This is a genomic window from Mesorhizobium sp. WSM4840 (assembly GCF_055811755.1).
Genome location: NZ_JBVVQD010000006.1, coordinates 54777 through 79560, shown reverse-complemented (window position 1 = coordinate 79560; position 24784 = coordinate 54777). Strand labels below are relative to the sequence as shown.

Genomic DNA, 24784 nt, shown 5'->3' with positions numbered 1-24784 from the left:
ATAGGTATCCTGGCAGAGTAGTCTTGAAAAAGAACATATTCGATTGAGTAATATTTTAATTATCGGCCACACTGCCGGATCTCGGCGCTGGGAAAATGAGCTTCTGGTGCGGTTGAACGCAGCGGGTCACGTGGTTTCGAGCAGCCGCGCGGCGACGCCTGCGCCGCTCGCACGCGGCCTGGATATTGTGCTGGCGATCGAGAGCCGGCGCTTCGGTCCCTCATTGGCAAGCCGCTCCGAGCCGTTGCCGTCTGGCGGTTCTGGTCCAGCCGACCTCGTAATCGATCTCACCGGCACTGCCGCACGACGTGGCACGCCGGTTCTGACGCTCGAATTTTGCGGTCACAGCACCTTCCCCGCTGGGGTGGCCGAGATGCTGGCGAGCGGGCGATTGCCGGAACTTGCCGCTCGCCTCGATGGTGTCACAGTCGCCCGGGGGCGACCGATGCTCAGCGATCGGCTCTGGCTATCTCGCAGCTGCAACGACCTGCTCGCCGGGGCCATCTCGCTGGTTGCGCAAAGCGTCGCCCGTTTTTCCGCGGGCGAAGTTGTGCCAGTTGCCGATGGCCCGGCGCCGATCCTCAGGAACGGCGGTTTTGTCCGGCATTATCTGCCCATTTTCTGCAAGGGGTTGGTCGATCGCGCCGTGCAAAAACTCAGACTTGGACGGCGCCCCTTCTATTGGCAGGTTGCCTATCGGCTGATCGACGGGCCAGGTGTCGCCGAAACCGGGCAACTCGACGGTACGCCGTTCACCGTCCTCGCGGACGATGGCCAGCGATTCTATGCCGATCCATTCGTCCTCGAGCGGGATGGCCGCCACTATCTGTTTGTCGAGGAATTTCCCTACGCTATCGGTCGCGGCGTGATTTCTGTCGCCGAACTGGGTGACGACGGCACCTTCGGTGTGCCGAGGGTGGTGCTGGAGGAAATGCACCACCTGTCGTATCCGCAGGTGTTCGCTCAGGCCGGCGAGATTTTCATGATTCCTGAAAGTGCGGCGGCGCGCGAGCTTGTGCTCTACCGCGCCGCGCAGTTTCCCGATCGCTGGGTACGCGATACCGTGCTGATGACGGACAAGGATTTCAATGACGCCACGCTGCTCGAATCGGATGGGCGCTTCTGGCTGTTGGGGACGGAGCGGTTCGGTTACGGCAGCGCGTCGGATACGATGACGGTCTATTCCTCACCCTCGCTGCGCGGGCCGTGGGTTGCGCATGCGCTCAATCCCATCGCCGTCGATCACTCGGCCGCTCGGCCCGGCGGCGCCTTTATTCGCCAGGGTGACGCCGTAGTTCTGCCGGTGCAAAACGGGTCGAGAGCCTATGGCGGCGGTCTCGGGTTGATGCGCCTGGACCGGCTTGACGATTTCGACGTCCGTTTTGCGCCGCCCCGCCCGATCGGCCCGGGGCCGGCATGGCTCCGCACGGGCATTCACACGCTTAATCGCGCAGGCAATGTCGAGGTTGTGGATAGCGCCGGCTGACGCGTCCGGAGGTTGCGCTTAGTCGAGCCGATCCAGTTTCGGCTCGGATGCAACCGCGGCCGAAGAAATGCCCTTCGGCTGCTTTCTATACGGCGCGTTTCTATAGGCAAGCAGCAGCACCACGATGATCGCGATCTCCGGCGATTTTGACGAGAGCGCGTTGTTCGACAGCGCAGCAAGCAGGAACGTCATGGTGCCGATCCATGCCGGCAGCGGCGCCGCGCGCAGCAGCCGAAAAATGAACCAGAATACCAGCACGATGAAGAGCACGGCTATGGGCAAGCCGAAGAGCATGATGATGACCACCGGCGCGCTCTCGATGTAGGGCAGATGCAGCTTCTCGTTGACGATCGCCAGCAGGTCGTCGACGTTCATGCCGAACAGGATGTCTTTCCAGCTAACGAGCCCGAACACCTGGTAGATCGTCACACGCGCCATGAAATTTTCGTCAAAGATCGTGTTGCCGAATCGATTCAGCAGCCCGCCCGAAAACAGTATGGCCACCAGCACTGCGCCGCCCGCCAGGGCGAACAGCAGCACGACGGACTTGGCCTGCCGCTGATGTTTGAGAGTCAGGCGCGGCCAAGGCACGAACATCAGCAGAATGAGGGTTTCTGCGGCAGCGAGCATCAGCGCGGCGCGAGCGCCTGAGGCAGCACAACCGACGAGCAATACGAAGATCGCCAGTACCCGCACCCATATGCGCCAGCGCGTCAGCGGCACGAATCCGATGGCTGTGGCGCAGAGCGCGCCCAGTGCCAGCGGGTGCGCCGACAGGCCGATTGGCCTGAACTGCAGTTCGTTGAGACCATAAGGCAGAAATCGATGTTGAGTCACCGCTTCGATCGTGCCCATCACGGCGCTGACGATCACCATTCCAAGCACGATGTCGCCCAACGCCCGCCGCACTTCCGCGTTCAAGGCCAGCATCAACAGGCCTGCGGCGCCCGCCACCAGATAGGTATCGATGATGAACCCGGAGGAGCCCGCACGGCCGGTGACGAACAGATACGGCACCAGCGCGAAAATCAGCGCGGAATAGAGCAGCAAAGCCTTGAATATTCCAATTTCGTCGCCCTGCAGCAGAAACGGTCGGCTGAAAAGAACGAAAGGAAGCAGCAGAAAGATAGCATAGGTGCCGAAATGCAGTTTCTCGTAAAATGATCCACCGTCGGCCGTATAGTCGACGACCATGTTCATGATCTGCGGTGACACCGTGAAGCGGAGCAGGAACGCGAACGCAGCGCATAGGAAAAACAGAAGCGACAGCGCGTTCTGACGGCGCGCCTGGCTGGACAACAATCGTTCCGATGCGGCAGCGGGATAGCTCATGGCCCATCCAAGTGGAGGTACTCAAACCGCATTCTGGCCAACGAAATCCATGCAAGGGACCGCCGAACAGACGCGGTGCGTGACTCGGCAAAATATGCCAACTTGGAAAATGACATGTTAACGATCTTTCTGTAGTGCTGGCCCGCAAAGCGAATAACCAGAGTTAGCACCATGTCCGCCGCTTCCGGCACAACCCCTCCCTCTGCCGCGGATTCCGATATCAGCGCACTCGAGCGGATCGCCAATGCGCGGCGCGCCAGCAGGGCAAGGCTGCAACAGGATGCCCCAGTCATGGCACGCACCCCCGCCCCTGTCACTCCGCAGACACCCGAGCCTGTCCCGACGGTGACGCTTGACAAGATCGGCGATTTCCTTGAACTCGATTTTCGACGCCTTTTTGTCTGGCTGCGTGCCGGGCTCGTCGTGGCATTGATGCTGGCAGTGGCCGGCGGCGTCATCGGCGCCGCCTATGGGTTGCTGAGCAAACAGCGTTATACCGTCACGACGGAAATCCTCATCAATCCCGCCAATTTGCAGGTTGTGGAAAACGATCTCTACTCGCAACCGGGCCAGGTCGATAGCCAACTGCTCAACGCGCGCAGCAAGCAGCGCATCTTGACCTCGGGCAACGTGCTTGCACGGGTAGTCGACGAACTCGGTCTAACCAACGATCCGGAGTTTTTCGACCCGGACCAGAGCGCCGCCACGCCTGGCGTTGCAGCGAATGGCGGCAAGTTCGATCCGAAGCTTATTGCTCAAAAAAGTCTTGCGGAGCGGGTCAGCGTCGCTGCAGACGAAACGTCGTTCGTCACAACCCTCGCGGTATCGGCAGAAACCACCGGCAAGGCGATCCTGATCTCGCAAGCCATAGTAAAGGTTTTCCAGGACGAACTGGCCAAGGCCGAAGCTGCTGGTGCCAGCCGCGCCGCAGCTGCTCTTGAGGGCCGGCTCGGCCAACTCAAGCGCGACGTGCAGGCGGCCGAAGAGAAGGTCGAGAGCTACAGGCGCAGCCACAACCTGTCCTCCAGCAATGGCCAGCTTGTCAGTTCGCAGACAATGACGCAGCTCAATAGCGAAATTGGAGAGGCGCAATCGCGCGTCATCGCTGCGCAGGCAAGTTACGACGCCTTGGTTGCTTCCGGTGTCAATGGAGCCAATCCTGACCCCGCGGTTTCGGCAGCACTCGCAGCACTGCGCGACAAGGCAAACGGCCTGCGGCAGCAAATCGATTCGCAGTCCATGACCTTTGGTCCGCGCCACCCGACGATTGTCAGGCTGAGGACAGAATTCGAAACCGTCAGTTCTCAACTCAGGGTAGAGTTCTCCCGCACGGTCGGCACGGCAAAAGCCACCCTGGATAAGGCCAACGCCTCATTGGCTTCTCTCAGCGCCAAAATGAACGATCTGAAGAGCAATGTTTTCACCGACAGCGAGTCCCAGGTCGCCCTGCGTGAGCTTGAACGCGATGCCGCCTCGAGGAGGACGATCTATGAAAGCTTCCTGGCTCGCGCGCGCCAAATCACCGAGCGCGAGCAGATCGACACCACGAATGTACAGGTGATTTCCACCGCAGTGCCGCCAAAGGGGCGCTCGTGGCCGCCCCGCACCCCGCTAACGGCAGGCCTGGGAGCGTTCGCTGGCTTTGCTCTAGGCATGCTGCTCGCCCTTGCCATGGGAATAGTGCGCGACGTGCGCCAACCGCCGAACCGATCAGGCATCGACGTCAGCCGAGCCTGAATCCAGGCATGGCGAAGCGCATTGTCTTTCACATCGCCAGTCTCAGGGGCGGCGGCGCCGAGCGTGTCTTCGTCCTCATGGCGAATGAATTGGCATCGCGTGGCCACGATGTCACACTTTTTACCTGGAACGCGGAAGGACCTAACGCCGCGCTGCGCTCCCCTGCCGTGCACCTGGTCGATTTCGACCTTCCCATCCGAGGCGAGGGTTACGGCAAGTGGGCGACGCTGAAAGGCATCGTGCGAAGCGCACGTTTGTTCAACCGCCTTGGTCCGCATGCGGTCTATAGCGCCCCGGAATTTGCCAATCTGGTCGTGGCGCTGGCGCTTCTCCTGGCGCGAAGCCGAGCGCGGTTCTTTCCAAGCTTCCACGCAGCGGCCTCACTGCCTTCCAGCAGCCTTGGCGCGAGAATAGCGGTCTGGCTTTCCGCTCTGGTTGCAGCGCGTGCAACCAAAGCCATCGCCGTCTCAGTGGGTGTCGGCCGCGACATTGCGGCCCGCGGCTTTCCTCAATCCAAGGTTGTCGTCATCAACAACCCGCTGCCGCCGGCTGCGGCGCTCCAGCAAGATTCCTATGCATGGCAGGCAACGCTGGAGACCATGGGTGGTGGCCCGGTCATCGCCACCGCCGGGCGCCTGGTGCCGGTCAAGGATCATCGGACCTTGCTGCGGGCTTTCGCTATCCTGCGCGCCAGCCGCCGCGCTCGGCTTGTCATCTTCGGCGAAGGTCCGCTGGCTGCCGAGCTGCGCGCCTATGTCCAGGAATCCGGTATTGGCGCCGATGTGCTCTTTGCTGGCTACGTCAACGACCCCGCGGCCTGCTATGCCGCAGCCGATCTGTTCGTCCTTTCCTCGACGAGCGAGGGGTTTGGCAATGTGTTGGTCGAGGCCATGGCTGCTGGTGTCCCGGTAGTCTCCACAGATGCGCCACATGGCCCGCGCGAGATTCTCGGTGACGGGCGTTTTGGCGCCTTGGTGCCGGTCGGCGATGCCGCGGCCCTGGCAAAGGCTATGGCTGATATGCTGGATCACCCCACTTCTGCCGCCATCCTGAAAAACAGGGCAGCGGATTTCGAAGGTGAGAAGATCGGCGATCTGTACGAAGCGCTGCTCTAGCCAGGGAATTTCGCGCTGCGTTCGTTGAGGCAGCGCTATCGCCATTTGCGTCGATGGATCAGCATCAGTGCATCGCCGTTGACCGGCCGAGCAGGATGGGTGTCAGATACATTGGAATCTGATAGCAGCCGATGAAGGGGAGCAGCGGGTCGGTCACCGCGGCAGGAAGCGCGGGCGTAGGACCGCATGGCGATTCGTTTTTAACGGAGTGTTCGAATGAGACATGTGTGGCGTTGGTTCGGCCCGGTCGACAAGGTGACGATCGCGGATGCGCGTCAAGCCGGGGCGCAAGGCATCGTCTCGGCGCTTCACCACGTTCCTCACGGCGCCGTCTGGCTGCCCGCCGAAATCGAAAGACGTCAGCGCGAAGTCGCGTCTTTGCCGGATGGAAGCGCAAGCGATCTGAACTGGGAGATTGTCGAGAGCCTGCCGGTTTCCGAAGCGATCAAGACGCAGGTCGGCGAGTGGCGCAGCCATATTGCCAACTACATTACATCGCTGGAAAACCTGGCGCGGGCCGGCATTTCGGTCATCTGCTACAATTTCATGCCCGTGCTGGATTGGACGCGCACCGATCTTGCCTGGCGCCTGCCGCATGGCGGCACCACCATGCGCTTCGATCTGATCGCCTTCGCCGCATTCGACATCCATATCCTGAAACGCCAAGGGGCGCTCGGCGATTACACACCGGAGATCCTCTCCGAGGCGGAGCGGCGATACGCGCAGATGGATGACGGTGCGCGGAAGATCCTGGCGAGAAGCGTCAATTCCGGTCTGCCAGGTTCGACCGAAGACACGTCTCTCGACGGTCTCGCGGCTCAACTGTCAAGTTATGACCGCATCGACGCAACAACCCTGCGCCGGCATTTCGTCGATTTCCTGGCGGAGGTCGTGCCTACGGCCGAACGCCTCGGCCTGCGTCTCTGCTGCCATCCCGATGATCCGCCGTTTCCGCTGCTGGGCCTGCCGCGCGTCATGTCGACCGAGGCCGACTACAGGTACATTCTGGACGCAGTCGACAGCCCGGCCAACGGCGCGACACTGTGCACGGGATCGCTCGGCGCAAGACCGGATAATGATCTGCCCGGCATGATCGAGCGGATGGGACCAAAAATCCACTTCGCGCATCTGCGCAATGTGCGCAAGGAAGCGGCCGGCACCCCCTGCTCTTTCCACGAGGACGAGCATCTTGCCGGCGACACCGACATGGTGGCGGTGGTGGCGGCGCTGATCCACGAGGAAGCGCGGCGCAAGAAGGAAGGACGCCAGGACGCCGTCATCCCGATGCGCCCCGACCATGGCCAGGATATCCTCGATGACCTGACGCGTGGGGCCCAGCCCGGCTATCCGGCAATCGGTCGGCTCAAGGGATTGGCCGAACTTCGCGGCGTCGAACATGCCATTCGCTACTCGGTATCAGGCGAGCCGATCTCCACTTCTACCTCATAGTCTGGAGAAGGGCACAGAGAGCCCTCAACCGATATTCGCCAAACGGACAGCCATCAGTTTTCGACCATAGGCACCCGCACCCGCAACCCACCTCCGGCTCGATGTCACTTTCACCCATTTTGCGCGGACGGCTGTGCATAATCGCAGTTTGCGGTTTGCGACCGATTGCAATCCGCTAGCTTGCGCTAGTTATTACTCCACCACAGCCGCTGTTGAGAGGTACTCTAGGCAGCGGTTGGGAATTCATATCCTGGGAGGAAATCAAGATGAGAAAATTCGCCGCCGCTCTGGCCGCCGCCGCAGCCGTCACGCTGTATTCGTTCGCCGCGGGGGCGCAAACCTATCCCGAACGCACCATCACCGTCGTGGTGCCGTTTTCGGCCGGCGGCCCGACCGACACGGTCACGCGCCTCGTCGCGGAAGCCATGTCGAAGGATCTCGGCCAGCAGATCATCGTCGAGAATGTCGGCGGCGCCGGCGGCACGCTGGGCGCCGGACGCGTCGCGCAAGCCGATCCCGACGGCTATACGCTGCTCCTCCATCACATCGGCATGGCGACAAGCGCGACGCTATACAGAAAGCTCGCATACGACACGCTGAACAGCTTCGAATATGTCGGCCTCGTTACCGAGGTGCCGATGACCATCGTCGGCCGTAAGGACCTCGAGCCGACCGATCTGAAGGGGCTGGTCGACTACGCCAAGGCCAACAAGGATACCGTCACCGTCGCCAACGCCGGCATAGGCGCGGCCTCGCATCTGTGCGGCATGCTGTTCATGAGCGCCATCGGCACCCCTCTGGTCACCGTGCCTTACAAAGGCACCGGCCCGGCCATGACCGATCTTCTCGGCGGTCAGGTCGACATCATGTGCGATCAGACGACCAATACCACCAAGCAGATCCAGGGCGGCACGATCAAGGCCTATGCCGTCACCTCGCCCGAACGCCTCGATGTTCTGCCGGATGTCCCGACGACGACGGAAGCCGGTCTCCCTGAGGTGCAGGTCGGCATCTGGCACGGCCTCTACGCGCCCAAGGGCACGCCGGCCGAGGTCACCGAACGCCTGTCGAAGTCGCTTCAGGTCGCGCTGAAGGACCCGAATGTCGCCGCCCGCTTCGCCGAACTCGGCACCAAGCCGTCGTCCGACGCCGACGCGACACCGGCCGCGCTGAAGGCCAAGCTGGAAGGCGAGATCACGCGCTGGAAGCCGATCATCGAAGCCGCCGGCCAGTACGCTGACTGAGGTTTTCACAAACGGGGCGCCCACCAGCGCCTCGTTTTTTTCACACCGGCATCGGCGCGCCCGCGGCGCGGGCCTGGGAGGACGTCATGAAACCTTTCACGATCGACACGACCAACGGCATATGCGCCGCGCTGTTCATCTTCCTCGGCGGATTTTTCGCGCTGCAGTCGCTCGGCCTCGAAATCGGCACCGCCTTCCGCATGGGACCGGGCTATTTCCCGCTGGTCCTGGCGATCGTGCTGATCCTGCTTGGCGCCGTCATCCTCGTCGAAGCGGTGCGCTTCGAGAGCGAGCCGATCGGCCATGTAGCCTGGCGCGGCATGCTGTTCATCCTCCCTGCCCCGATCTTCTTCGGCCTGACCGTGCGCGGCCTCGGCTTCCTCCCCTCGATCTTCCTGACGGCGCTGATCGCATCCTTTGCCAGCGGCCGCATGCGGCCGCTGACCGCGCTCGTGCTCTCTGCCGGCCTGACGCTGTTTGCGTTCCTCGTCTTCAGTTACGCGCTCGGCCTGCCGTTCCGGCGCTTCGGCCCGTGGCTCCCTTCATGGCTGGCATTGTGAGGCGATGAACATGGAACTCCTCGACAACCTCGCGCTCGGCTTTTCGACGGCAACGACGCTGGTAAATCTCGGTTTCTGCCTGATCGGCGTCCTTCTCGGCACGCTGATCGGCGTCCTGCCCGGCATCGGCGCCACCGCGACCATCGCCATGCTGTTGCCGATCACCTTCCAGATCGGCGACCCGGTCTCCTCCCTTATCATGCTCGCCGGCATCTATTACGGCGCGCAATATGGCGGCTCGACCACCGCCATTCTCATCAACATGCCTGGAGAATCCTCGTCAGCCGTCACCGCAATCGACGGCTACCAGATGGCCAAGAACGGCCGCGCCGGGGCGGCACTCGCGATCGCGGCGATAGGCTCGTTCTTCGCCGGCACGGTGTCGACCTTCCTCGTCGCCATCTTTGCCCCGCCGCTGACGGCGATCGCGCTGCAATTCGGCGCTGCCGAGTATTTTTCGCTGATGATCGTCGGCCTTGTCTCGTCCGTCGCGCTCGCCCACGGCTCGATTGTCAAGGCGCTGGCGATGGTCGTGCTCGGCCTGCTGCTCGGCATTGTCGGCACCGACATCTACACCGGCACGCCGCGCTTCACGCTCGGCATCAGCGAATATGCCGACGGGCTGAATTTCGTCGCGGTGGCGGTCGGCGTCTTCGGCGTCGCCGAGATACTGCGCAACCTCGAAAACGAGCACGAGCGCTCCGTGATGATCCGAAGGGTCTCCGGCCTGATGCCGACCCGCGAGGACTTTCGGCGCATGGCGGCGCCCATCGTGCGCGGAACCATCATCGGTTCGGCGCTCGGCATCCTGCCTGGAGGCGGCGCGATCCTTGCAGCCTTTGCCTCCTACACGGTCGAAAAACGCATATCGAAAAACCCCGGGGAATTCGGCAAGGGCGCCGTCGAAGGCGTCGCCGGACCGGAATCGGCCAACAATGCCGGTGCGCAGACCTCCTTCATCCCGATGCTGACGCTCGGCATTCCGGCCAACCCGGTAATGGCGCTGATGATCGGCGCGATGATCATCCAGGGCATCGTGCCCGGCCCCAATGTCGCGATCGAACAGCCGGCGCTGTTTTGGGGCATTATCGCCTCGATGTGGATCGGCAATCTGATGCTGATCATCTTGAACCTGCCGCTGATCGGGCTTTGGGTAAAACTCCTGACGATCCCCTATTACGTGCTCTTCCCGATCATCATGGCGTTCTGCTCGATCGGCGTTTACAGCGTCAACACCAACATTTACGACCTCTACGCCGTCGCCTTCTTCGGCTTGCTCGGTTATCTCCTTACCAAGCTGCGCTGCGAACCCGCGCCGCTGCTGCTCGGCTTCGTGCTCGGGCCGCTGCTCGAGGAAAACCTGCGCCGCGCCATGATTCTCGCGCGCGGCGACCCGACCACCTTCGTGACGAGGCCGATCAGCGCCGGCCTGCTTTTCATCGCGTTCGCCGTCCTCGTCATCGTCTTCCTGCCGGCAGTCAAGAAGAAGCGCGAAGAGGTGTTCGTGGAGGAGAATTAATGTATGTCGCGCAAAAGTGCGCAGCGGTTTTGCGATAACGACATGCATAAAAACAAGAACTTAAAGCGCGTCGCATTGAATCCATTCAGCCGCGACGCGCTTTAGCGAGAGTCACGCGGCCGCCTGTCCACGGCCGCGGCCGATGCGGGCTCCGGTTTCCGAATCGAACAGAAAGACGGCAGTATCCTGGAAGGTGATGCCGATCGGCTCATCCATATCGTAATGCGCCGATTTATCGGCCTTCACGGTCACGGTGGCGCCACCGAACTGGCAGGTGATCAAGGTATGATCGCCGATCAGTTCCACAGCGTAGACCCGCGCCGCGATCTTGCCCCCAGATGGGTCAGTGACCCGGCAATCCTCGGGCCGGATGCCGGCAGTGACCTTGTTCCGGCTTTCGGCAACGCTGGTCGCAAATCGTCCTTCCGCGCAGGCGAAGGTCCCCTCGACCAGCTCGCCCTGGAGAAAATTCATCGGCGGCGAGCCGATGAAGCCGGCGACGAACAGGTTCGCCGGATCGTCATAGATCTGTCGGGGCGTCGCGATCTGCTGCACGACGCCGCGGTTCATGATGGCAACACGGTGAGCCAGGGTCATGGCCTCGATCTGGTCGTGGGTGACGTAGATCGTCGTAACGCCCAGATCGGCCTGCAGGCGTTTCAGCTCCGAGCGCATGTGGCCGCGCAGCTTGGCATCGAGATTGGAGAGCGGCTCGTCCATCAGGAAGACGCTCGGCCGCCGCACCATGGCGCGGGCGAGTGCGATGCGCTGCCGCTGACCGCCGGAAAGCTGCCGCGGATAGCGGTCGAGGAACTCCTCAAGATGGACCTTGACGGCGGCGCTGCGGACGGAGGCGTCGCGTTCGGTTCGCGGCACGCCCCGCAGCTTCAGCGGATATGCGATGTTCTCCGCGACGGTCATGTGCGGATAGAGCGCGTAGGACTGGAACACCATCGCCACATCGCGATATTTGGGCAGCACGTGGGTGACGTCGCGGTCGCCAATGAGGACGCGGCCGGAACTCACCGATTCAAGCCCGGCCACCATGCGCAGCGCCGTCGTCTTGCCGCAGCCCGAAGGGCCGAGCAGCACCAGGAACTCGCCGTCCTCGATCTCCAGGTCGAGCCCCTTGACCACCTCGACCGCGCCGAAGGACTTGTAGATATCGGACAGGGTGACCCGCATATTGACTAGCCCTTCACTGCGCCGACCAGCAGCCCGCGCGCGATGTGCTTCTGCAGGATGCTGGAGATGACGATCACCGGGGCGATCATCACGGTGATCAACACCGACATGTTCCACCATTGCGGCCCGCGCGTCGTGTTCTGTGCTGATACCAGTACCGGCATCGTCTGCGCATCGACATTGGAAAGGAAGAGGGCCAGCAGATACTCGTTCCAGGCAAGGATCAGCACCAGCAGGAAGGTCGCGACCAAGCCGGACCGCACCAGCGGCAGCGCGATGGTGAAGAACACGCGGAACTTGGAGGCTCCGTCTATCTGTGCGCTCTCCTCAAGGTCGAGCGGGATGCCGGCGAAGAAATCGCGCGTCAGCCACACGACGATCGGCAAGTTGATGGCGGTGTAGGTGGCGATCAGCGCCACCTGTGTGTCAAGCAGGCGCATCTGCTGGAACATCACGTAGATCGGCAACACGGCGACGATCGGCGGCATGATGCGGTTCGAGATGATCCAGAACTCGATGTCGTTATTGCCGACCGCAAGCTTCGTGCGTCCAACGAGCGTGAACAGCGCAATGATGAAGAGAGCGGCCGCCACGACAATGGCAATCTCCCACCGCACGCCGAAAGTGGCCACCGCCACGATGATTGCGGTGAGCAGGGCCAGGAAGATTCCAACGGCGGCGAGCTTCACCTGAAAGCGGATACGCACGAGAGCGTAGGCCGCCAGCGAGCCGATCAGGACGGCGAGCAGCGTGCTGGCCACCGCGACGACGACCGAATTCATATAAGGGCGCAGCGTGTAGTTCTGCACGAGCATGAAATCCCATGCCTGCAGCGAAGGGGCAAAGTCGACGAACGGGAGATAGAACGGCCCATTGTCGACCTCGCCAGGCCCCTTGAAGGAGGTGATCAACACCCAGTAGAGAGGAATCACCACGACCAGCGCCCACAGGAACAGCAGCGCATAGGTCACGACCCTGGCGACCGGCGCCTGGCTGTCGATCGAAGCCGGCTCGAACAGCCGGCGCGCCAGTGAGCGCGGGTCGGCGCTCATGCTTCGAACCGGCGCGCCGGCCGGACCACGAAGTTGAAGAACGAGACGCATACGATGGTCGAGATGAAGAGGAGCATGTAGCCGACAGCGGCCGAGCCGCCGAGATCCTGAGTGCGCCAGGAAATGAAGGAATGGAGCGTCATTGATTCCGTTGCCAGGCCAGGGCCGCCGCCGGTGAGCACGTTCGGCAGGTCGATGATCTTGAAAGCCTCGATAAGCCGGATCAGCACGACGGTAGCGGCAATCGGCGCGATCGCTGGCCAAGTTATGTCGCGAAAAATCTGGAAGCCGTTGGCTCCGTCGAGCCGCGCCGCCTCGACCTGATCGCGCGGCTGGTTCTCAATGGCCGCCAGCAGCACGATGAACATGAACGGCGTCCACTGCCAGGTGTCGCCGACCAACACCATGAGTCGCGCCGACCAGGCCTCTGTGGCCCACGACCACTCGCTGATGCCGAAAGCGCGCACGAGCGGGGCGAAGGGTCCCTTCTGCATGTCGGCGAGCATGCGAAACGTGTAGGCGATGCCGACCGGGGTTACCATCAGCGGGATGAAGAAGAGGACGCGAAAGAAATTCCGGCCGCGGATAGGTTGGCCGCAGAGGAGTGCGAGGCCCAGCCCCAGTGCGAACTGCACGGAAACGCCGACGAACACGTAGAGAAGCGTGTTGACGACAGTCCCTGGCACGCCGCCCGGCGCCATGGTGGCCAGCGCAAGGATCGCCAGGCCCATTGCCATTGCCGTCGCGAGAAGGCGACCAACCACACCGGCGATGGTCGGCCTGCCACGCCAGAGATAGCGGGCGAGAAGAAACAGCAGCCCTGCCGCGATCCACGCCAGCACTGCGGATTGGACAAAGCCGAACGTGCCCAACTTGCCGAGCAGGTGATACTGCTGCGAACCGACCAGCAGCTTGCGGAAGTTCACAAGTCCGATGAATTTCAGCGTGAATCCGCCCGGCGCGAGCGCAAAGCGCGAAAGCGCGAGATAGGCCGAGATGATGAGCGGAAAAATCGCGAAGCAGAGAAGCACGACGACGGCTGGCAGCACCATGATCCTGCCCGAGTGACCGTCCAGCCATTCGGCCCAGCTGCGGCGGTCGGCAGCTTCTGGCATAGTGTCGGTTGCGGTCATCATAACCCGGGAAAGTGGGGCAGGCATGAGACCCGGCGCGGATCGATGCCACGCCGGGTCGATTGCTTGGCTGCCTATTTGGCGCCGATGGTCGCCTTGTAAAGTTCGAGCTGCTTGTCTTTGCCAATCTCTTCGTTCAGCTCATTCCAGCCTTCCTCGACCGCCGCGACGGTCGCTTCCTTGTCGATTTCGCCGGCGAGGAAGCGCGAGACCGCCTCGTCGAGCACGACCTGCTGGTATTTCTGATTTTGTGGGATGCGCAGGTCAAGGATCATGTTCGGGCTGCTCATGCTGTCGTTGATCGCGCCCAGGTACACTTTAGCCTCATCCTCGCTCATATTGGCCTTCTTCCAAAGGTCGCTATAGCTGAGCTGTGAGATACGATACGGGTTGAAGCCGGTGCCGCCGACGGTCACATCGGCGTTCGACTGTGCCGGCTGCGTCATGAACGAGAAATAGGCGTAGGCGGCGTCCTTTACCTTAGGATCGGCCGCCGCGTTGATGCCGCCGCCCCAGCCGCCAAAGGCAGCGAATGGTGCGTGGTTCACGCCGTCGATCGCGTGCGGGCAGTTATCGGCCGTGCAGGCCTCGAGCTTGCCGGTGTCCCAGTTCAGGACCTCCTTGGATCCAGGCATGATCGCCGCGCCCCATTTGCCCATCACCTTGGACTGGGCCGGATCGATCGAGATCGTGCCTACATCACCCCAGTCGAGGTTCAGCGCGCAGCGGCCGGAAGCGAAGAGCGGCCTTGTATCGCTGACGTCGAGGTTCAGCTCGTCCGGCGGGCCGTATTTGGTCGATTCAGACAGGAAGTCGAGCGCCTTGCGGAAGGCGTCGTTGTTGACGAGCGGCGTCATGTCCTTGGTGTTGAAGAAGGTGCCCTGGCTGGTTCCCTTGGACTGGGTCATCGAGCCGACCACATCGGTGACGAACCAGTAGCTCTGCGCGTTGCGCTTCTTGGCGATGCACGAGCCGAAATCCGGCGTGCCATCGCCGCTCATGTCCTTGCCGTGCGTGGCCTTGGCGACTTCGAGATACTCGTCCCAGGTTTTCGGCACCGCCAGGCCGGCCGCTTCCAGCACGTCCTTGCGGTAGTACATCATGTGGAAGTCGCCATCGAGCGTGATCATGTAGGTTTTGCCGCTGTACTTCTCGGAGAAGTCCCGGAAGAACGCGCCCACATCCTCCTGCTGGATGTCCTTGTCCGCCTCGACCCGCGGCGTCAGGTCCTCGAGGTAGCCGCCGGCAATGTAGTCGACCATCCATTGCGGGGCGAACACGCCGGCGTCGACCGAGTTGGTGCCGCTCGCCCAGTCGGTGAGAATCTTTTGATAGAGATCCGAGAAGGGCACCGCGATGACATTGATCTTGGCGCCGGTGAGCGCTTCGAACTCGGGCGCGCGCCTCTGCAGCGGTTCCTGAATCGCACCGGTCTGCGTAATGACGTTCACGGTAACTCCCGCAAACGGCTTGTCCTGGGCAAAGGCAGGCGCGCCAACCAGCGCGGCAAAAGCCGAAAAGCCGGCCAGAAAGACCCCAATTCTCATCAGACTTCCTCCCGTGTTGACCGGGACTTGTTCCTGCGAAAACCAAGCCGCCGGTATCTCCCGTCGGCTGCCGTCGCCAGAGCACGGCACCAACGCTCCTCAAGCACAATATCGGCATCGCGCAGCGAGTCCAGTGCCTTGCCGCTAGGGAAGCTGAGGTGCCCAGCGGGGCTTCCGCGCTACGCCCAAAAGCATGCCTCGGGCGTGACCCTGGGCTGCGCAGCGGCTTTGAGCGCGCCGACGGGAGACCGCTAGTTGCTCTGCGCAGGGGATTTGGTTTTTTGACTGACCGTCGCGCTGCCGGCCGGCCTGCAGCCACCATCTCTGACGCTGGAGATTAGCCACACGCTACTACACTTTCGTCATCCTAGGGCGAAGCGAAGGGAAGTTTCGGGCTAATCTCCAAGTTTCCGTTCCACTGAACGAAATGATTGACGTTCGCTGCCGATCGCCGATCTGTCAAAATCACTGTGTCGAGAACTAGATCTTGCGTGAGGTGCACACCACCGTCGGCATGGGCGTCACTGCAGGTTGGTGTGGCGCTGCAACATCAGCTTGTGCGCTTCGGGTATCTGCTGCGCCAGGCCGAGCACAATGCTGTCGAGCAGGATGAGGCAGGACTGCTCGAACAGGCTGCCGCCAAACTGTTTCGATTCCCCGACAGGGACATGCAGCGTGACATCGGCAATGCCGGCCAGGGTCCCGGCCGGCTTATGCGTCAGCGTAACGACCTTGGCGCCCTCCGCCTTGGCGATGCGGGCAAAGCCTGTGCTGACCGGCGTCTCTCCAGAGCCGGAGACGATCAGCAGCGCATCGCCCTTGCGGATCGATGGCGCCGATACCTCACCGACGAAATGCACCGTTCGGCCAAGATGCATGAAGCGCATCGCACCCATCTGCGCGACAAGGCCGGAGCGTCCCTGACCGGAAAAGAACCATCGCTGGTGGGGGTCATCGAACGCCTGCACCAGCCTTGCAAAGGCGTCGGCGTCGATCCGGCCAAGAACGTCGGTTATCTCCTGTCCCACAGCCAGCCACGGCCTGGATTGGGCAATCTGTCGCGAATCCATCGGGCTACCTCTTTCGGACTTGCGGATTCTGTGATGGCGCTGCCCACCACCAGGATTTCAGGCTCGACTGCGATCACCGCTTCCAGCGTGTCGGGGCCGATCCCGCCGGCGAGCGAAACCAGAAAGCCGCGATCATGCATCTTTCTCACGGCGTCGATATGTGACGTGGAGGTGTTGCCCGCCAGCCGCGCATCGGTTGGCGAGTGGACCGCGATGTAGCCGAAGCTTTCGGGGAAGACAGCATTCAAGGGAAGCAATTCTGCCCTGCCCGCCTCGGTGATGGTATCGACGATGACCGTCGCGCCGAAGGCGGCGGCACGTCTTCCCACCGTCTCATGCGTGGCGGACGAAGCACACGACAGCACCGTCATGAATGCGGCACCGGCGCCGAATACCATATCAGCCTCAAGCTGGCCGCCGTCGACGGTTTTGGTATCGGCCAGCACCATGACTTCAGGGCAGAGCTCGCGCGCCGTGGCGATGGCGGAAAGGCCAAGGCGTTTCAGCAACGGCGTGCCGATCTCGACAATGTCGGCGAACGCCTTCATCTGCGGGAGCAGGGCCAGGTGTTCAGGCTTGTCGAAGGCGACTTGGAGGAGCAAGGCGGTTCTCTCGGATTGCTTAAGACAGCGGATGCGGCATGACGATAACGGCCAACCTACTGTCGTGTGCTTCGTAGTCGAAAATCTGCCATAATCCAGCAATCTCCAGGCTGGTCCGCATAGGGAGAGCAAATCGTACCCCACGTAGGCGCCTATATTAGCCCAATCTAATAGTGCTCCAAGGCGCCCATTCCCGAAAGAGCCAGCAAAGTCTCTCAATTTCCCTCCAATTCCAACATCAAACTACCCCTGGGTGACGAAACCGCCGCTATACTTTGCTGCAGCCCGGGATCGGAAAACACCCGCACCGACTTCCACTCGAACCGTGGCAGCACCCGGCTCGATAAGAGAGGGCTAAAAAATCATCTTGAAATTTAGAGAGAAATTATCAACTTGAAATCCTTTCTCTGGAGAACTCCCGATAGTAACTCCAGAATTAACCGAGTAATTTTCCATTTTCCGTCACCTGTTTTTCTGGAGTGACCTATGAGTACAGGACGCACAAATTAGGGTCGCTAGGATCCACTTTTATATTGATATTGTCTCCGACATATTTGTCTGTGTTATCCTTATCAAAGAAGTTTTCTGCTACGCTTACGTACTCAAGCCCTTTGAATTCGTAGCTTACCTTATACCTGTAAGTAGTTGGGTCAGCAGAAAGAAATAACCTTTCAACCACTGTAACCTCGACGATGGGCCAATGTTCAGCTCGTCGCGCAAGTTTATTTTGTTGCCAAGTGCCCAATAGAAGCCAAAATAAAGCAAACAACACAAAGCCGATGAAAATGTAACTGAACCAGTTTGGCCAATCTGAAACCACCAACTATTAAAATCCATCTATAATTGACAACTTTGGTAATGCATAAAACGAATAATAAATTCGCAATGATTCTCTATTACAATCATAGCAACTAATTGAAATAATACGAACTATATTACTGATCATCAATAACGTATCCGCCACCTATGCTACTTCGTACCCCATGCCTGCAGTAACCGATCCGTTTCCTTGGAATTACGGTGACAGTGTACCATTTTCTTCTTCCGCCCGCCGCGTTTCCATATTTCATGTTTTTCCGGTTTGCTCTGCACCTGGCCCGGAAGTGCTTCGCTGTCTCCCGGACCGCCTAGGTGCCGACATCGGCGACACTTACTGCAAGTCGAGCCATGCGCTCGATCTACACACAGCCGCAGCCGGGCAAACATGGGAAAAAGTGCACTGTCACCGTAATTCCGGATCGCCGACATAGAACGTGCAGTCGCTCCAGATCGCGTGCATGATCTCACCGCCAGCTTGCGCCACCACGCCTGGATGTATGGCGCACGGGCCCGCAGGGATGGCAAAGCACGCATCGGTGCCAGAATATTGGCAGGAATTAGCCGGAACGCAGAATCAAGCAAGCCGATAAGCAACCAACTAAAGGCCGAGTTCGATGAGGCTGGAGGCCATCAGCGGGCGGTCCACGAACCGCTGGCGCGAGCGGCATCGAAGCACACTTTGCTAGGGCGTTTGCCTTTGAGTGCGGCTTTCAGAGCGACAACGCCACGTTTGTACTCTTTAGTTTTGTCATACTTCATGTTCTCAACAATGAAGTCACCAAAACGCTTGTCGTTATAAATTGATTGAGAGCAAAACAAATAAGCCGCCATCTGATATCCGTGATCGAAGGCAACCGAGTTGGCGTGGGCGGCGGTTGAAACGAATGCGTTTACGCAAATCACTATTGCTGCGACCGGCATTATCCCAAGGTAAGATAACTTCATTGTTGTTAGCCCTCTCCTAAGACGCGGGGAACTTGCCGAAAATTTTGCTTTGGTGCAAGCCGTTGCGAGATGCGATTTAGATTGACCCTGCCAATCCTTTTGGAAATGCTGCCGCTTCCGGCTGCCGCGTTTCCCTATTTCATGGCTTTTTCCGGTTTGCTCGGCACCTGGCCCGGAAGTGCTTCGCAGTCCACGGGCCGCCCAGGTGCCGACATCGGCAACGCTTACTGCAGGTCGAGCCCTGTGCTCAATCTACACACAGCCACAGCCGGGCAAACATGGGGAAAAGTGCACTGTCACCGTAATCCCAGGGTAGGGAGAACGTACCAACGCTGATCGAATAGCTCTTATCCATCTACTTTTCTCCAGCCCTCATGACCTTGCCCGAAACAAACGATATACCTGTCTGGTGGAAATGCGTCCAATCTACGTTCTACACAACCAGAAAAATTGCCTCCCTCATATTTAGTATTTATTTTTACATCATGACGCAACGTAAATTCAATATTTTTTCTAGTAAAAATAGGAATCTCCACATTTTTTCGAAATTCGCAAACTTTATACTTTGAAAGGAATGCCTTTAGATGGGAAATGCTAAATATGAATTTACCGCCATTACCCTGTATCGCACTCACTACTTCTTCGTCAGTGCAAGCCGAATCCTGACTGGAGACAGACTGCCCGCTACGTCCGCTGCCACAGGCTTGGATCGAGAGACATACGCCAAAAAGAAGAAGCCAGGCATAGAAACCTACTCTCTTTGGCCGCATATGCGTGGAATCCAGTTTCCAGGAAAAATTAGACGCACAGCGCCCCACTCCGGTGGAGGCACAACATTACGCTGCAAAACCGACAAAAAAGGAAAATGCGGTGACAGTGCACCATTTTTTCTTTCCGCCTGCCGGGTTCCCCATTTCATGGCTTTTCCGGTTTGCTCGGCGCCTGGCCGGAAGTGCTTCGCTGTCCACCGGCCGCCCAGGTGCCGACATCGGCGATGCTTACTGCAGGTCGAGCTATGCGCTCGATCTACACGCAGCCACAGCCGGGCAAACATGGGAAAAAGTGCACTGTCACCGTTGGCCAAAAAAGGCCATCCCCAAATACCACCGACGACACTTCTTGCTTCTAAGCTAACAGACATTGCCTATTCCTAGTTTAGCAGATATTTGAGGACAAACGATTGTCGCGGTTACAAAAGTAGACATTACAGCTGCAAGCAGCAATACTCTCATATGTAACCCTTTAGGGTTCTGGTCCTGTCGGTAGTGCGCCCCACTAATGTTTGGGTTACGCATGATACCGACGAGCTCCACACCAGACACCAGTGAAAAAATTCCAGAAATCAGAATCGATATTTGAAATCTGTCGTTGTTTCCATTATCACACGCGCATATTTCATCCAAGAAACCAACATACCCAAGTACTGAAATAACCAGCGACATGAAGCAAACAGAAAAACCAGTGGCTATGCACAATTTTACATTTTTCATCCAGTCATTCTTTCGATTCAAATTATTCTTTCACCGACCTAAGTTATCAAAATTGACATACTGACCGTGCCGGCGCCCCATGCCCAAGCACGCCTCTCATGGAACGCCGGCGCGCCGCTCCGCCTCGGCCATGGCGACATCAGTCTTGTACCCGTGGTCGCCGAAGATGTTGGTGCTTTTGGTAATACCGGCTTGGCGGGCAGCCTCTGCCGCGTTCCTGTCGTCGCGTGCGTCCAGGGAATGTGCTGCCAGCGCTTGGGCCTGAGCAGCGTTAGACCCACCTGTGTTCCTTGATCCAGTCATAGTCGGCCCCCTTTGATCTTAATTATTTTTATCTGCATTTACGGTCTAGTTGACTTATAAAAAGCCCAAACTTTCCCCTAATCGAGGTTTTGTTGAGCGCGATCCTCACCGGGAACACCAGCGGCCCGGCAGCATCGCCCGCGGCTTCTTCCTTGGCCGCTGATGCCTCCGGCGCACCGGCCGGGATGGCATCGTTGGACACAGTCAGAACCTTGCCGGCAAGGTGCCATATTTGGTGAAGGGGAAAGCTTCGAGCTTGACCCGCACATCCTGCCCTTCGTTGACAAAACCCTTGTCGCGGTTGAGCAGCATCGCCTCGATTTCGAGCGCCGTGCCATCCGGCACGATCACCATCAGCTTTTGGCCAGTCTGCACCACTTCGCCCAGCGTGTTGAGCTCCAATTGCTGCACGCCGCCGGCTACCGGCGATTTGAGCAGGCTAGCGCGCTCGAACAGTTCGGCCATGGCCAGGTCCTGCCGCAGCCGCTGCAGGTCGATAAGTGACCCGGCGTATTCGGCGGCGCCACGAATTCCGCGTCTGTGGACGGCGTGCCGTCGGCACGGCATCGACCAGCGGTCCACAGTGGCCGCTCCGGCCCCATGCGCAAAATAGGGCGCCAAGCGACTGAGCAGCCGGCGGCTAGAGCAGGGCCAGGTGTTCCGGCTTGTCGAAGGCGACTTGGAGGAGCAAGGCGGCTCTCCAGGATTGCTTAAGACAGCGGGTGCGGCATGCCGCCCAACCCACTGTCGTGTGCTTCGTGGTCGAAATCTGCCATAATCCAGCAACCTCCAGGCTGGTCTGCATAGGGAGAGCAAATCGTACCCTGCAAAGCAAGTGTGGTTATTGTTGAAATCAGGAGGTGCGGGCCAGATCAGCGCCGATGCCACATGCAATGCAATATGAGGCAGTCCTTTGACGAGATTGTTTGAGCCCATTGGATGCAAGGTCGACCTGTCGACCGGTGCGATGGCAAATGCAACCGGCAGCTACCAGAAGCGCTTCCGCGATCTGGACGGGCTCTACGCCGACGCCGCGACGTTCGAAGCCATGCGCGCGACATGGGGCGAGCGCATCGCCTACGAGGTCTCCGAGTTCCGGCCGACCGAGCAGTCGGGCGACCTGATTTTCGGCGTGACGCGCATGGCGCCCGGCAAAGTCGGCGACGAGTATTTCATGACGCGCGGTCATATCCACAACCAGGCCGACCGGCCCGAAATCTATTACGGACAGAAAGGGCACGGTCTCATGCTGATGGAGTCGCTGGAGGGCGAGGTTCGCATCGTGCCGGTCGATGCCCAGACCGTCTGTTATGTTCCGCCGTTCTGGATCCACCGCTCGATCAATGTCGGGGACGACGATCTGGTGATGCTGTTCTGCTACCCGGCCGATTCAGGGCAGGACTACGAGATCATCGCGAGATCGGGAGGCATGCGCTCGCGCGTCGTCGCCAGCGATGGAGGCTGGAGGCAAGTCGACAACCCGGATTGGCGACCGCGTGACGCAAAGCTGATCTCCGCCCTCTATGGGCAACAATCCGGCACGGCGCCGGCATGAAGGCTCGCTTCGAGATCGCTGCTTCACTTCGCAGTGCTGCGCTGCGCGCGAAGGAAATCCGGGAGAGTGGCGAATGAGCCGCTACCGGCCGGCTACCCAGCCGACATTCTATTTTATCGGCGTCACGACGAGGAGCAGCTCGATCATGCGGGTTTTCCCGGCATGGACACGCCACCTCGGGCTGAAGGATGCGGTTCTCAAGGGCATCGACTTTCCACTCCATGCCGATCCGCAGGCCTACCATGAGGTCGTCTCCTTCATAAAATCCGACCCGCTGTCGCTTGGCGCGCTCGTCACCACGCACAAGATCGATCTTTTCAACGCAGCGCGCGACCTGTTCGACGTGATCGACCCGCACGCCCGCCTGATGCACGAGACCAGCTGCCTGTCGAAGCGGGGCGGCAAGCTGATCTGTCATGCCAAGGATCCGATCTCTTCCGGCCTTGCGATAGACGGCTTCATTCCGGCGGGATATTTTGCGGACACCGGCGCCGAAGTCCTGTCCATGGGCGCCGGCGGATCGACGATAGCAATCACCTGGCACCTGATGCGCAAGGAGCGTGGCGCCGATTTGCCTTCGCGCATCATTGTCACCGACCGTTCGCAGCCGCGTCTCGATGAAATCGAGCGCATCCACAGAGACATGATGTCGACGGTCAAGATCGAGTATGTCCTGGCAGACAGACCCGAGATCAATGATGAGGCGTTGGCGGCGCTGAAACCAGGCTCACTGGTGATCAACGCGACCGGGCTTGGCAAGGACGCCTCAGGCTCGCCGATCACCGATGATGCCATATTCCCTAAGCGCGGCATTGCCTGGGATCTCAATTATCGCGGCGACCTGATCTTCCTCGACCAGGCCAGGCGGCAGCAGGCCCGACAGCAGTTGCAGATCGAGGACGGTTGGACGTATTTCCTGCATGGCTGGACGCAGGTGATCGCAGAGGTCTTCAACATCGCGATCCCGGTGTCGGGGCCGGATTTCGACGACATGTCGCGCATCGCCATCGAAGCGGCGAAAGGCTGATGCCGTGGGACGCATTCTCGTCATGCCGCGCTCGCTCTGACCAATAGACAGAGGGTCTCATGCTTGCCCATCTCAGGACTCTCCCGAAATGAGCGGCGAGCTTTTCCTCGCCATCGATGTCGGCACCGGCAGCGTCCGCGCCGCACTGATCGATGTCACCGGCGAGATCCTTGAACTTGCGTCGCGAGAGCACGACCAGATCGTGCCGGAATTCGGCTGGGCAGAACAGCGGCCGGTCGACTGGTGGGAGGGTGCGCGAACGAGCGTCAAGACGGTGCTGGACCGCGTCGATGGCGCCCGCGAACACATCTCCGCCATCTGCGTCTGCGGGCAGATGCACGGGCTGGTCCTGCTCGACGCGAACGGAGCGCTGACTCGCGACACAGCACCGCTCTGGAACGACAAGCGCACCATCGATCTCGTCCGTCGCTTCGAGGAAGCGAACGAGCCGGACAGCTACCTGCCCGAAAGCGGCAACACGCCGACCCCCGCATGGCCGGGCTTCAAACTGCAATGGGTCCGAGACAACGATCCCGCCGCATACGCCCGCAGCGCAGTCGCCATCATGCCGAAGGATTACATCAACTATCGGCTGACCGGCGAGATTGCCATGGATAGAGGCGACGCGTCCTGTAGCTTCCTCATGAACCCAGAGAGGCTCGACTGGTCGCCGGTGATGATCGAGCGCATGGGTCTGGACGTAGGCAAGCTGCCGCCGATCCGCAACCCGCTGGATGTTGTCGGCCACGTCACCGAACAGGCGGCGCGCGACACCGGCCTGCGGTCTGGAACCCCCGTGCTGGTCGGCGGCGCCGACTATCCGGTGGCACTGCTCGGCTCAGGCGCTTGTCGGCCGGGAATGGGTTCCGACAGCACCGGCACGGGCGCTATCATCACGGCGATCGCGGAGAAGCCACTGCTTGACCCGGAAATCTCGAACGTTGCGACGATCGAAGGCAACTGGGCGCAATTCGTGCTGCTGGAGACCGGCGGCGACGGCATGCGCTGGGCACGCCGTGCCTTCCACGGCAACACGCTGTCCTATGACGAGATCGTCGCCCGCGCCGCCGAGGCACCTGCCGGCTGCGACGCACTGCTGTTCATGCCCTTTCTCACCGGCGAGCGCCTGGGGCGCCATCGCAACGCCCGCGCACAGTTCTTCGGATTGGGCGCCGGGCATGGCATGGAGCATCTGCACCGCTCGATCCTGGAAGGCATCGCCTTTGCCATGACGCGCCACATCCGCATCATGGAACATGCGTCAAACAAGCCGCTGGAGCGCGTCATCGCCGCGGGTGGCGGGGCGCGCACCGAACTCTGGCTAAAGATCAAGGCGAGTGCCTTCAACATTCCGATCCTGGTCCCGCGGGAGCCCGAATGCGGCATTGTCGGCTGTGCCGCGATGGCCGCGACGGCGACAGGCCGCTTCTCGCGCGTCGAACAGGCGGCCAAGCGCTTCGTGAGCTACGGCGCCGAAATCCTGCCGGACCCCAGATGGGCCGAGACCTACAGGCGCACCCAACCCGTTTTCGACAAGCTCTACTATCACAGCCAGGCGCTCTACGACGACATCGACGCCCTGGCGGCCGCCACGCGGCCGACGCAGCCGTGACG

At 60.4% G+C, this 24784-nt stretch carries 21 protein-coding genes; 10 read left to right on the top strand and 11 right to left on the bottom strand.

Annotated features, from left to right (window positions below; translation table 11 throughout):
- Window positions 1–106 precede the first annotated feature (106 nt).
- Window positions 107–1486, top strand: coding sequence for a glucosamine inositolphosphorylceramide transferase family protein (locus AC0L3I_RS10790; protein WP_473485534.1), 1380 nt, complete (start codon window positions 107–109; stop codon window positions 1484–1486).
- A gap of 18 nt (window positions 1487–1504) precedes the next feature.
- Here AC0L3I_RS10790 and AC0L3I_RS10785 read toward each other — a convergent pair whose 3' ends face one another.
- Window positions 1505–2818, bottom strand: a complete 1314-nt coding sequence (locus AC0L3I_RS10785) for a VpsF family polysaccharide biosynthesis protein (protein ID WP_473526867.1) — start codon at window positions 2816–2818, stop codon at window positions 1505–1507.
- A 171-nt stretch (window positions 2819–2989) separates the two neighbouring features.
- On the opposite strand from AC0L3I_RS10785, the gene AC0L3I_RS10780 reads away from it, so the two are divergent.
- The 6 genes from AC0L3I_RS10780 to AC0L3I_RS10755 all read left to right on the top strand — a co-directional run bounded on the left by AC0L3I_RS10780 (window position 2990) and on the right by AC0L3I_RS10755 (window position 10442).
- A complete protein-coding gene (locus AC0L3I_RS10780) occupies window positions 2990–4555 on the top strand; it encodes a GumC family protein (protein ID WP_473526866.1) in 1566 nt (521 codons plus the stop codon).
- An 8-nt stretch (window positions 4556–4563) separates the two neighbouring features.
- Window positions 4564–5670, top strand: coding sequence for a glycosyltransferase (locus AC0L3I_RS10775; protein ID WP_473526865.1), 1107 nt, complete (start codon window positions 4564–4566; stop codon window positions 5668–5670).
- 216 nt (window positions 5671–5886) lie between these two features.
- Window positions 5887–7119: a mannonate dehydratase gene (gene uxuA, locus AC0L3I_RS10770; protein WP_473526864.1), complete on the top strand. Its 1233-nt coding sequence runs from the start codon at window positions 5887–5889 to the stop codon at window positions 7117–7119.
- 266 nt (window positions 7120–7385) lie between these two features.
- Window positions 7386–8363: a tripartite tricarboxylate transporter substrate-binding protein gene (locus tag AC0L3I_RS10765; RefSeq protein ID WP_473526863.1), complete on the top strand. Its 978-nt coding sequence runs from the start codon at window positions 7386–7388 to the stop codon at window positions 8361–8363.
- 86 nt (window positions 8364–8449) lie between these two features.
- Window positions 8450–8923, top strand: a complete 474-nt coding sequence (locus tag AC0L3I_RS10760) for a tripartite tricarboxylate transporter TctB family protein (protein ID WP_473526862.1) — start codon at window positions 8450–8452, stop codon at window positions 8921–8923.
- A 10-nt stretch (window positions 8924–8933) separates the two neighbouring features.
- Window positions 8934–10442, top strand: coding sequence for a tripartite tricarboxylate transporter permease (locus tag AC0L3I_RS10755; protein ID WP_473526861.1), 1509 nt, complete (start codon window positions 8934–8936; stop codon window positions 10440–10442).
- Between the two features lie 111 nt (window positions 10443–10553).
- Here AC0L3I_RS10755 and AC0L3I_RS10750 read toward each other — a convergent pair whose 3' ends face one another.
- The 10 genes from AC0L3I_RS10750 to AC0L3I_RS10705 all read right to left on the bottom strand — a co-directional run bounded on the left by AC0L3I_RS10750 (window position 10554) and on the right by AC0L3I_RS10705 (window position 21170).
- The gene (locus tag AC0L3I_RS10750; RefSeq protein WP_473526860.1) at window positions 10554–11627 is read right to left on the bottom strand and encodes an ABC transporter ATP-binding protein; all 1074 of its coding nucleotides are present in this window, start codon (window positions 11625–11627) and stop codon (window positions 10554–10556) included.
- A gap of 5 nt (window positions 11628–11632) precedes the next feature.
- Window positions 11633–12679: a carbohydrate ABC transporter permease gene (locus AC0L3I_RS10745; protein ID WP_473526859.1), complete on the bottom strand. Its 1047-nt coding sequence runs from the start codon at window positions 12677–12679 to the stop codon at window positions 11633–11635.
- Window positions 12676–13794 (bottom strand): carbohydrate ABC transporter permease, encoded by a 1119-nt coding sequence (locus AC0L3I_RS10740; RefSeq protein WP_473526858.1) that lies wholly within the window; start codon window positions 13792–13794, stop codon window positions 12676–12678. Before AC0L3I_RS10740 ends, AC0L3I_RS10745 begins: the two co-directional genes overlap by 4 nt.
- Window positions 13795–13886: 92 nt before the next feature.
- The gene (locus tag AC0L3I_RS10735; protein ID WP_473526857.1) at window positions 13887–15359 is read right to left on the bottom strand and encodes an ABC transporter substrate-binding protein; all 1473 of its coding nucleotides are present in this window, start codon (window positions 15357–15359) and stop codon (window positions 13887–13889) included.
- Window positions 15360–15880: 521 nt separating this feature from the next.
- Entirely contained in the window at window positions 15881–16429 is a 549-nt protein-coding gene (locus AC0L3I_RS10730) for an SIS domain-containing protein (RefSeq protein WP_473526856.1), read from the bottom strand.
- Window positions 16372–17031 carry an orotidine 5'-phosphate decarboxylase / HUMPS family protein gene (locus AC0L3I_RS10725; RefSeq protein ID WP_473526855.1) on the bottom strand — a complete coding sequence of 220 codons (660 nt, stop codon included), beginning with the start codon at window positions 17029–17031 and terminating at the stop codon, window positions 16372–16374. The genes AC0L3I_RS10730 and AC0L3I_RS10725 overlap by 58 nt, the downstream gene beginning before the upstream one ends.
- A gap of 1449 nt (window positions 17032–18480) precedes the next feature.
- The gene (locus tag AC0L3I_RS10720; protein WP_473526854.1) at window positions 18481–18795 is read right to left on the bottom strand and encodes a hypothetical protein; all 315 of its coding nucleotides are present in this window, start codon (window positions 18793–18795) and stop codon (window positions 18481–18483) included.
- A 1130-nt stretch (window positions 18796–19925) separates the two neighbouring features.
- Entirely contained in the window at window positions 19926–20285 is a 360-nt protein-coding gene (locus AC0L3I_RS10715) for a hypothetical protein (RefSeq protein WP_473526853.1), read from the bottom strand.
- A gap of 96 nt (window positions 20286–20381) precedes the next feature.
- Window positions 20382–20588, bottom strand: coding sequence for a hypothetical protein (locus AC0L3I_RS10710; protein WP_473526852.1), 207 nt, complete (start codon window positions 20586–20588; stop codon window positions 20382–20384).
- A gap of 204 nt (window positions 20589–20792) precedes the next feature.
- Window positions 20793–21170, bottom strand: coding sequence for a hypothetical protein (locus tag AC0L3I_RS10705; RefSeq protein WP_473526851.1), 378 nt, complete (start codon window positions 21168–21170; stop codon window positions 20793–20795).
- A gap of 331 nt (window positions 21171–21501) precedes the next feature.
- On the opposite strand from AC0L3I_RS10705, the gene AC0L3I_RS10700 reads away from it, so the two are divergent.
- The 3 genes from AC0L3I_RS10700 (at window position 21502) to AC0L3I_RS10690 (ending at window position 24782) form a co-directional block, all read left to right on the top strand.
- Window positions 21502–22143 (top strand): glucose-6-phosphate isomerase, encoded by a 642-nt coding sequence (locus AC0L3I_RS10700; protein WP_473526850.1) that lies wholly within the window; start codon window positions 21502–21504, stop codon window positions 22141–22143.
- A 73-nt stretch (window positions 22144–22216) separates the two neighbouring features.
- Window positions 22217–23170, top strand: coding sequence for a shikimate dehydrogenase family protein (locus AC0L3I_RS10695; RefSeq protein WP_473526849.1), 954 nt, complete (start codon window positions 22217–22219; stop codon window positions 23168–23170).
- 88 nt (window positions 23171–23258) lie between these two features.
- Window positions 23259–24782 (top strand): xylulokinase, encoded by a 1524-nt coding sequence (locus AC0L3I_RS10690; protein ID WP_473526848.1) that lies wholly within the window; start codon window positions 23259–23261, stop codon window positions 24780–24782.
- Window positions 24783–24784 lie beyond the last annotated feature (2 nt).

What these genes read in the sequence shown, in the direction of transcription:
- uxuA (WP_473526864.1), top strand. Translation starts at nt 5,887, where the DNA reads ATGAGACATGTGTGGCGTTGGTTCGGCCCGGTCGACAAGGTGACGATC.
- AC0L3I_RS10755 (WP_473526861.1), top strand. Translation starts at nt 8,934, where the DNA reads ATGGAACTCCTCGACAACCTCGCGCTCGGCTTTTCGACGGCAACGACG.
- AC0L3I_RS10765 (WP_473526863.1), top strand. Translation starts at nt 7,386, where the DNA reads ATGAGAAAATTCGCCGCCGCTCTGGCCGCCGCCGCAGCCGTCACGCTG.
- AC0L3I_RS10740 (WP_473526858.1), bottom strand. Translation starts at nt 13,794, where the DNA reads ATGCCAGAAGCTGCCGACCGCCGCAGCTGGGCCGAATGGCTGGACGGT.
- AC0L3I_RS10780 (WP_473526866.1), top strand. Translation starts at nt 2,990, where the DNA reads ATGTCCGCCGCTTCCGGCACAACCCCTCCCTCTGCCGCGGATTCCGAT.
- AC0L3I_RS10745 (WP_473526859.1), bottom strand. Translation starts at nt 12,679, where the DNA reads ATGAGCGCCGACCCGCGCTCACTGGCGCGCCGGCTGTTCGAGCCGGCT.
- AC0L3I_RS10735 (WP_473526857.1), bottom strand. Translation starts at nt 15,359, where the DNA reads ATGAGAATTGGGGTCTTTCTGGCCGGCTTTTCGGCTTTTGCCGCGCTG.
- AC0L3I_RS10690 (WP_473526848.1), top strand. Translation starts at nt 23,259, where the DNA reads ATGAGCGGCGAGCTTTTCCTCGCCATCGATGTCGGCACCGGCAGCGTC.
- AC0L3I_RS10775 (WP_473526865.1), top strand. Translation starts at nt 4,564, where the DNA reads ATGGCGAAGCGCATTGTCTTTCACATCGCCAGTCTCAGGGGCGGCGGC.
- AC0L3I_RS10695 (WP_473526849.1), top strand. Translation starts at nt 22,217, where the DNA reads ATGAGCCGCTACCGGCCGGCTACCCAGCCGACATTCTATTTTATCGGC.
- AC0L3I_RS10785 (WP_473526867.1), bottom strand. Translation starts at nt 2,818, where the DNA reads ATGAGCTATCCCGCTGCCGCATCGGAACGATTGTTGTCCAGCCAGGCG.
- AC0L3I_RS10715 (WP_473526853.1), bottom strand. Translation starts at nt 20,285, where the DNA reads ATGAAAAATGTAAAATTGTGCATAGCCACTGGTTTTTCTGTTTGCTTC.
- AC0L3I_RS10710 (WP_473526852.1), bottom strand. Translation starts at nt 20,588, where the DNA reads ATGACTGGATCAAGGAACACAGGTGGGTCTAACGCTGCTCAGGCCCAA.
- AC0L3I_RS10750 (WP_473526860.1), bottom strand. Translation starts at nt 11,627, where the DNA reads ATGCGGGTCACCCTGTCCGATATCTACAAGTCCTTCGGCGCGGTCGAG.
- AC0L3I_RS10720 (WP_473526854.1), bottom strand. Translation starts at nt 18,795, where the DNA reads ATGAAGTTATCTTACCTTGGGATAATGCCGGTCGCAGCAATAGTGATT.
- AC0L3I_RS10730 (WP_473526856.1), bottom strand. Translation starts at nt 16,429, where the DNA reads ATGGATTCGCGACAGATTGCCCAATCCAGGCCGTGGCTGGCTGTGGGA.
- AC0L3I_RS10760 (WP_473526862.1), top strand. Translation starts at nt 8,450, where the DNA reads ATGAAACCTTTCACGATCGACACGACCAACGGCATATGCGCCGCGCTG.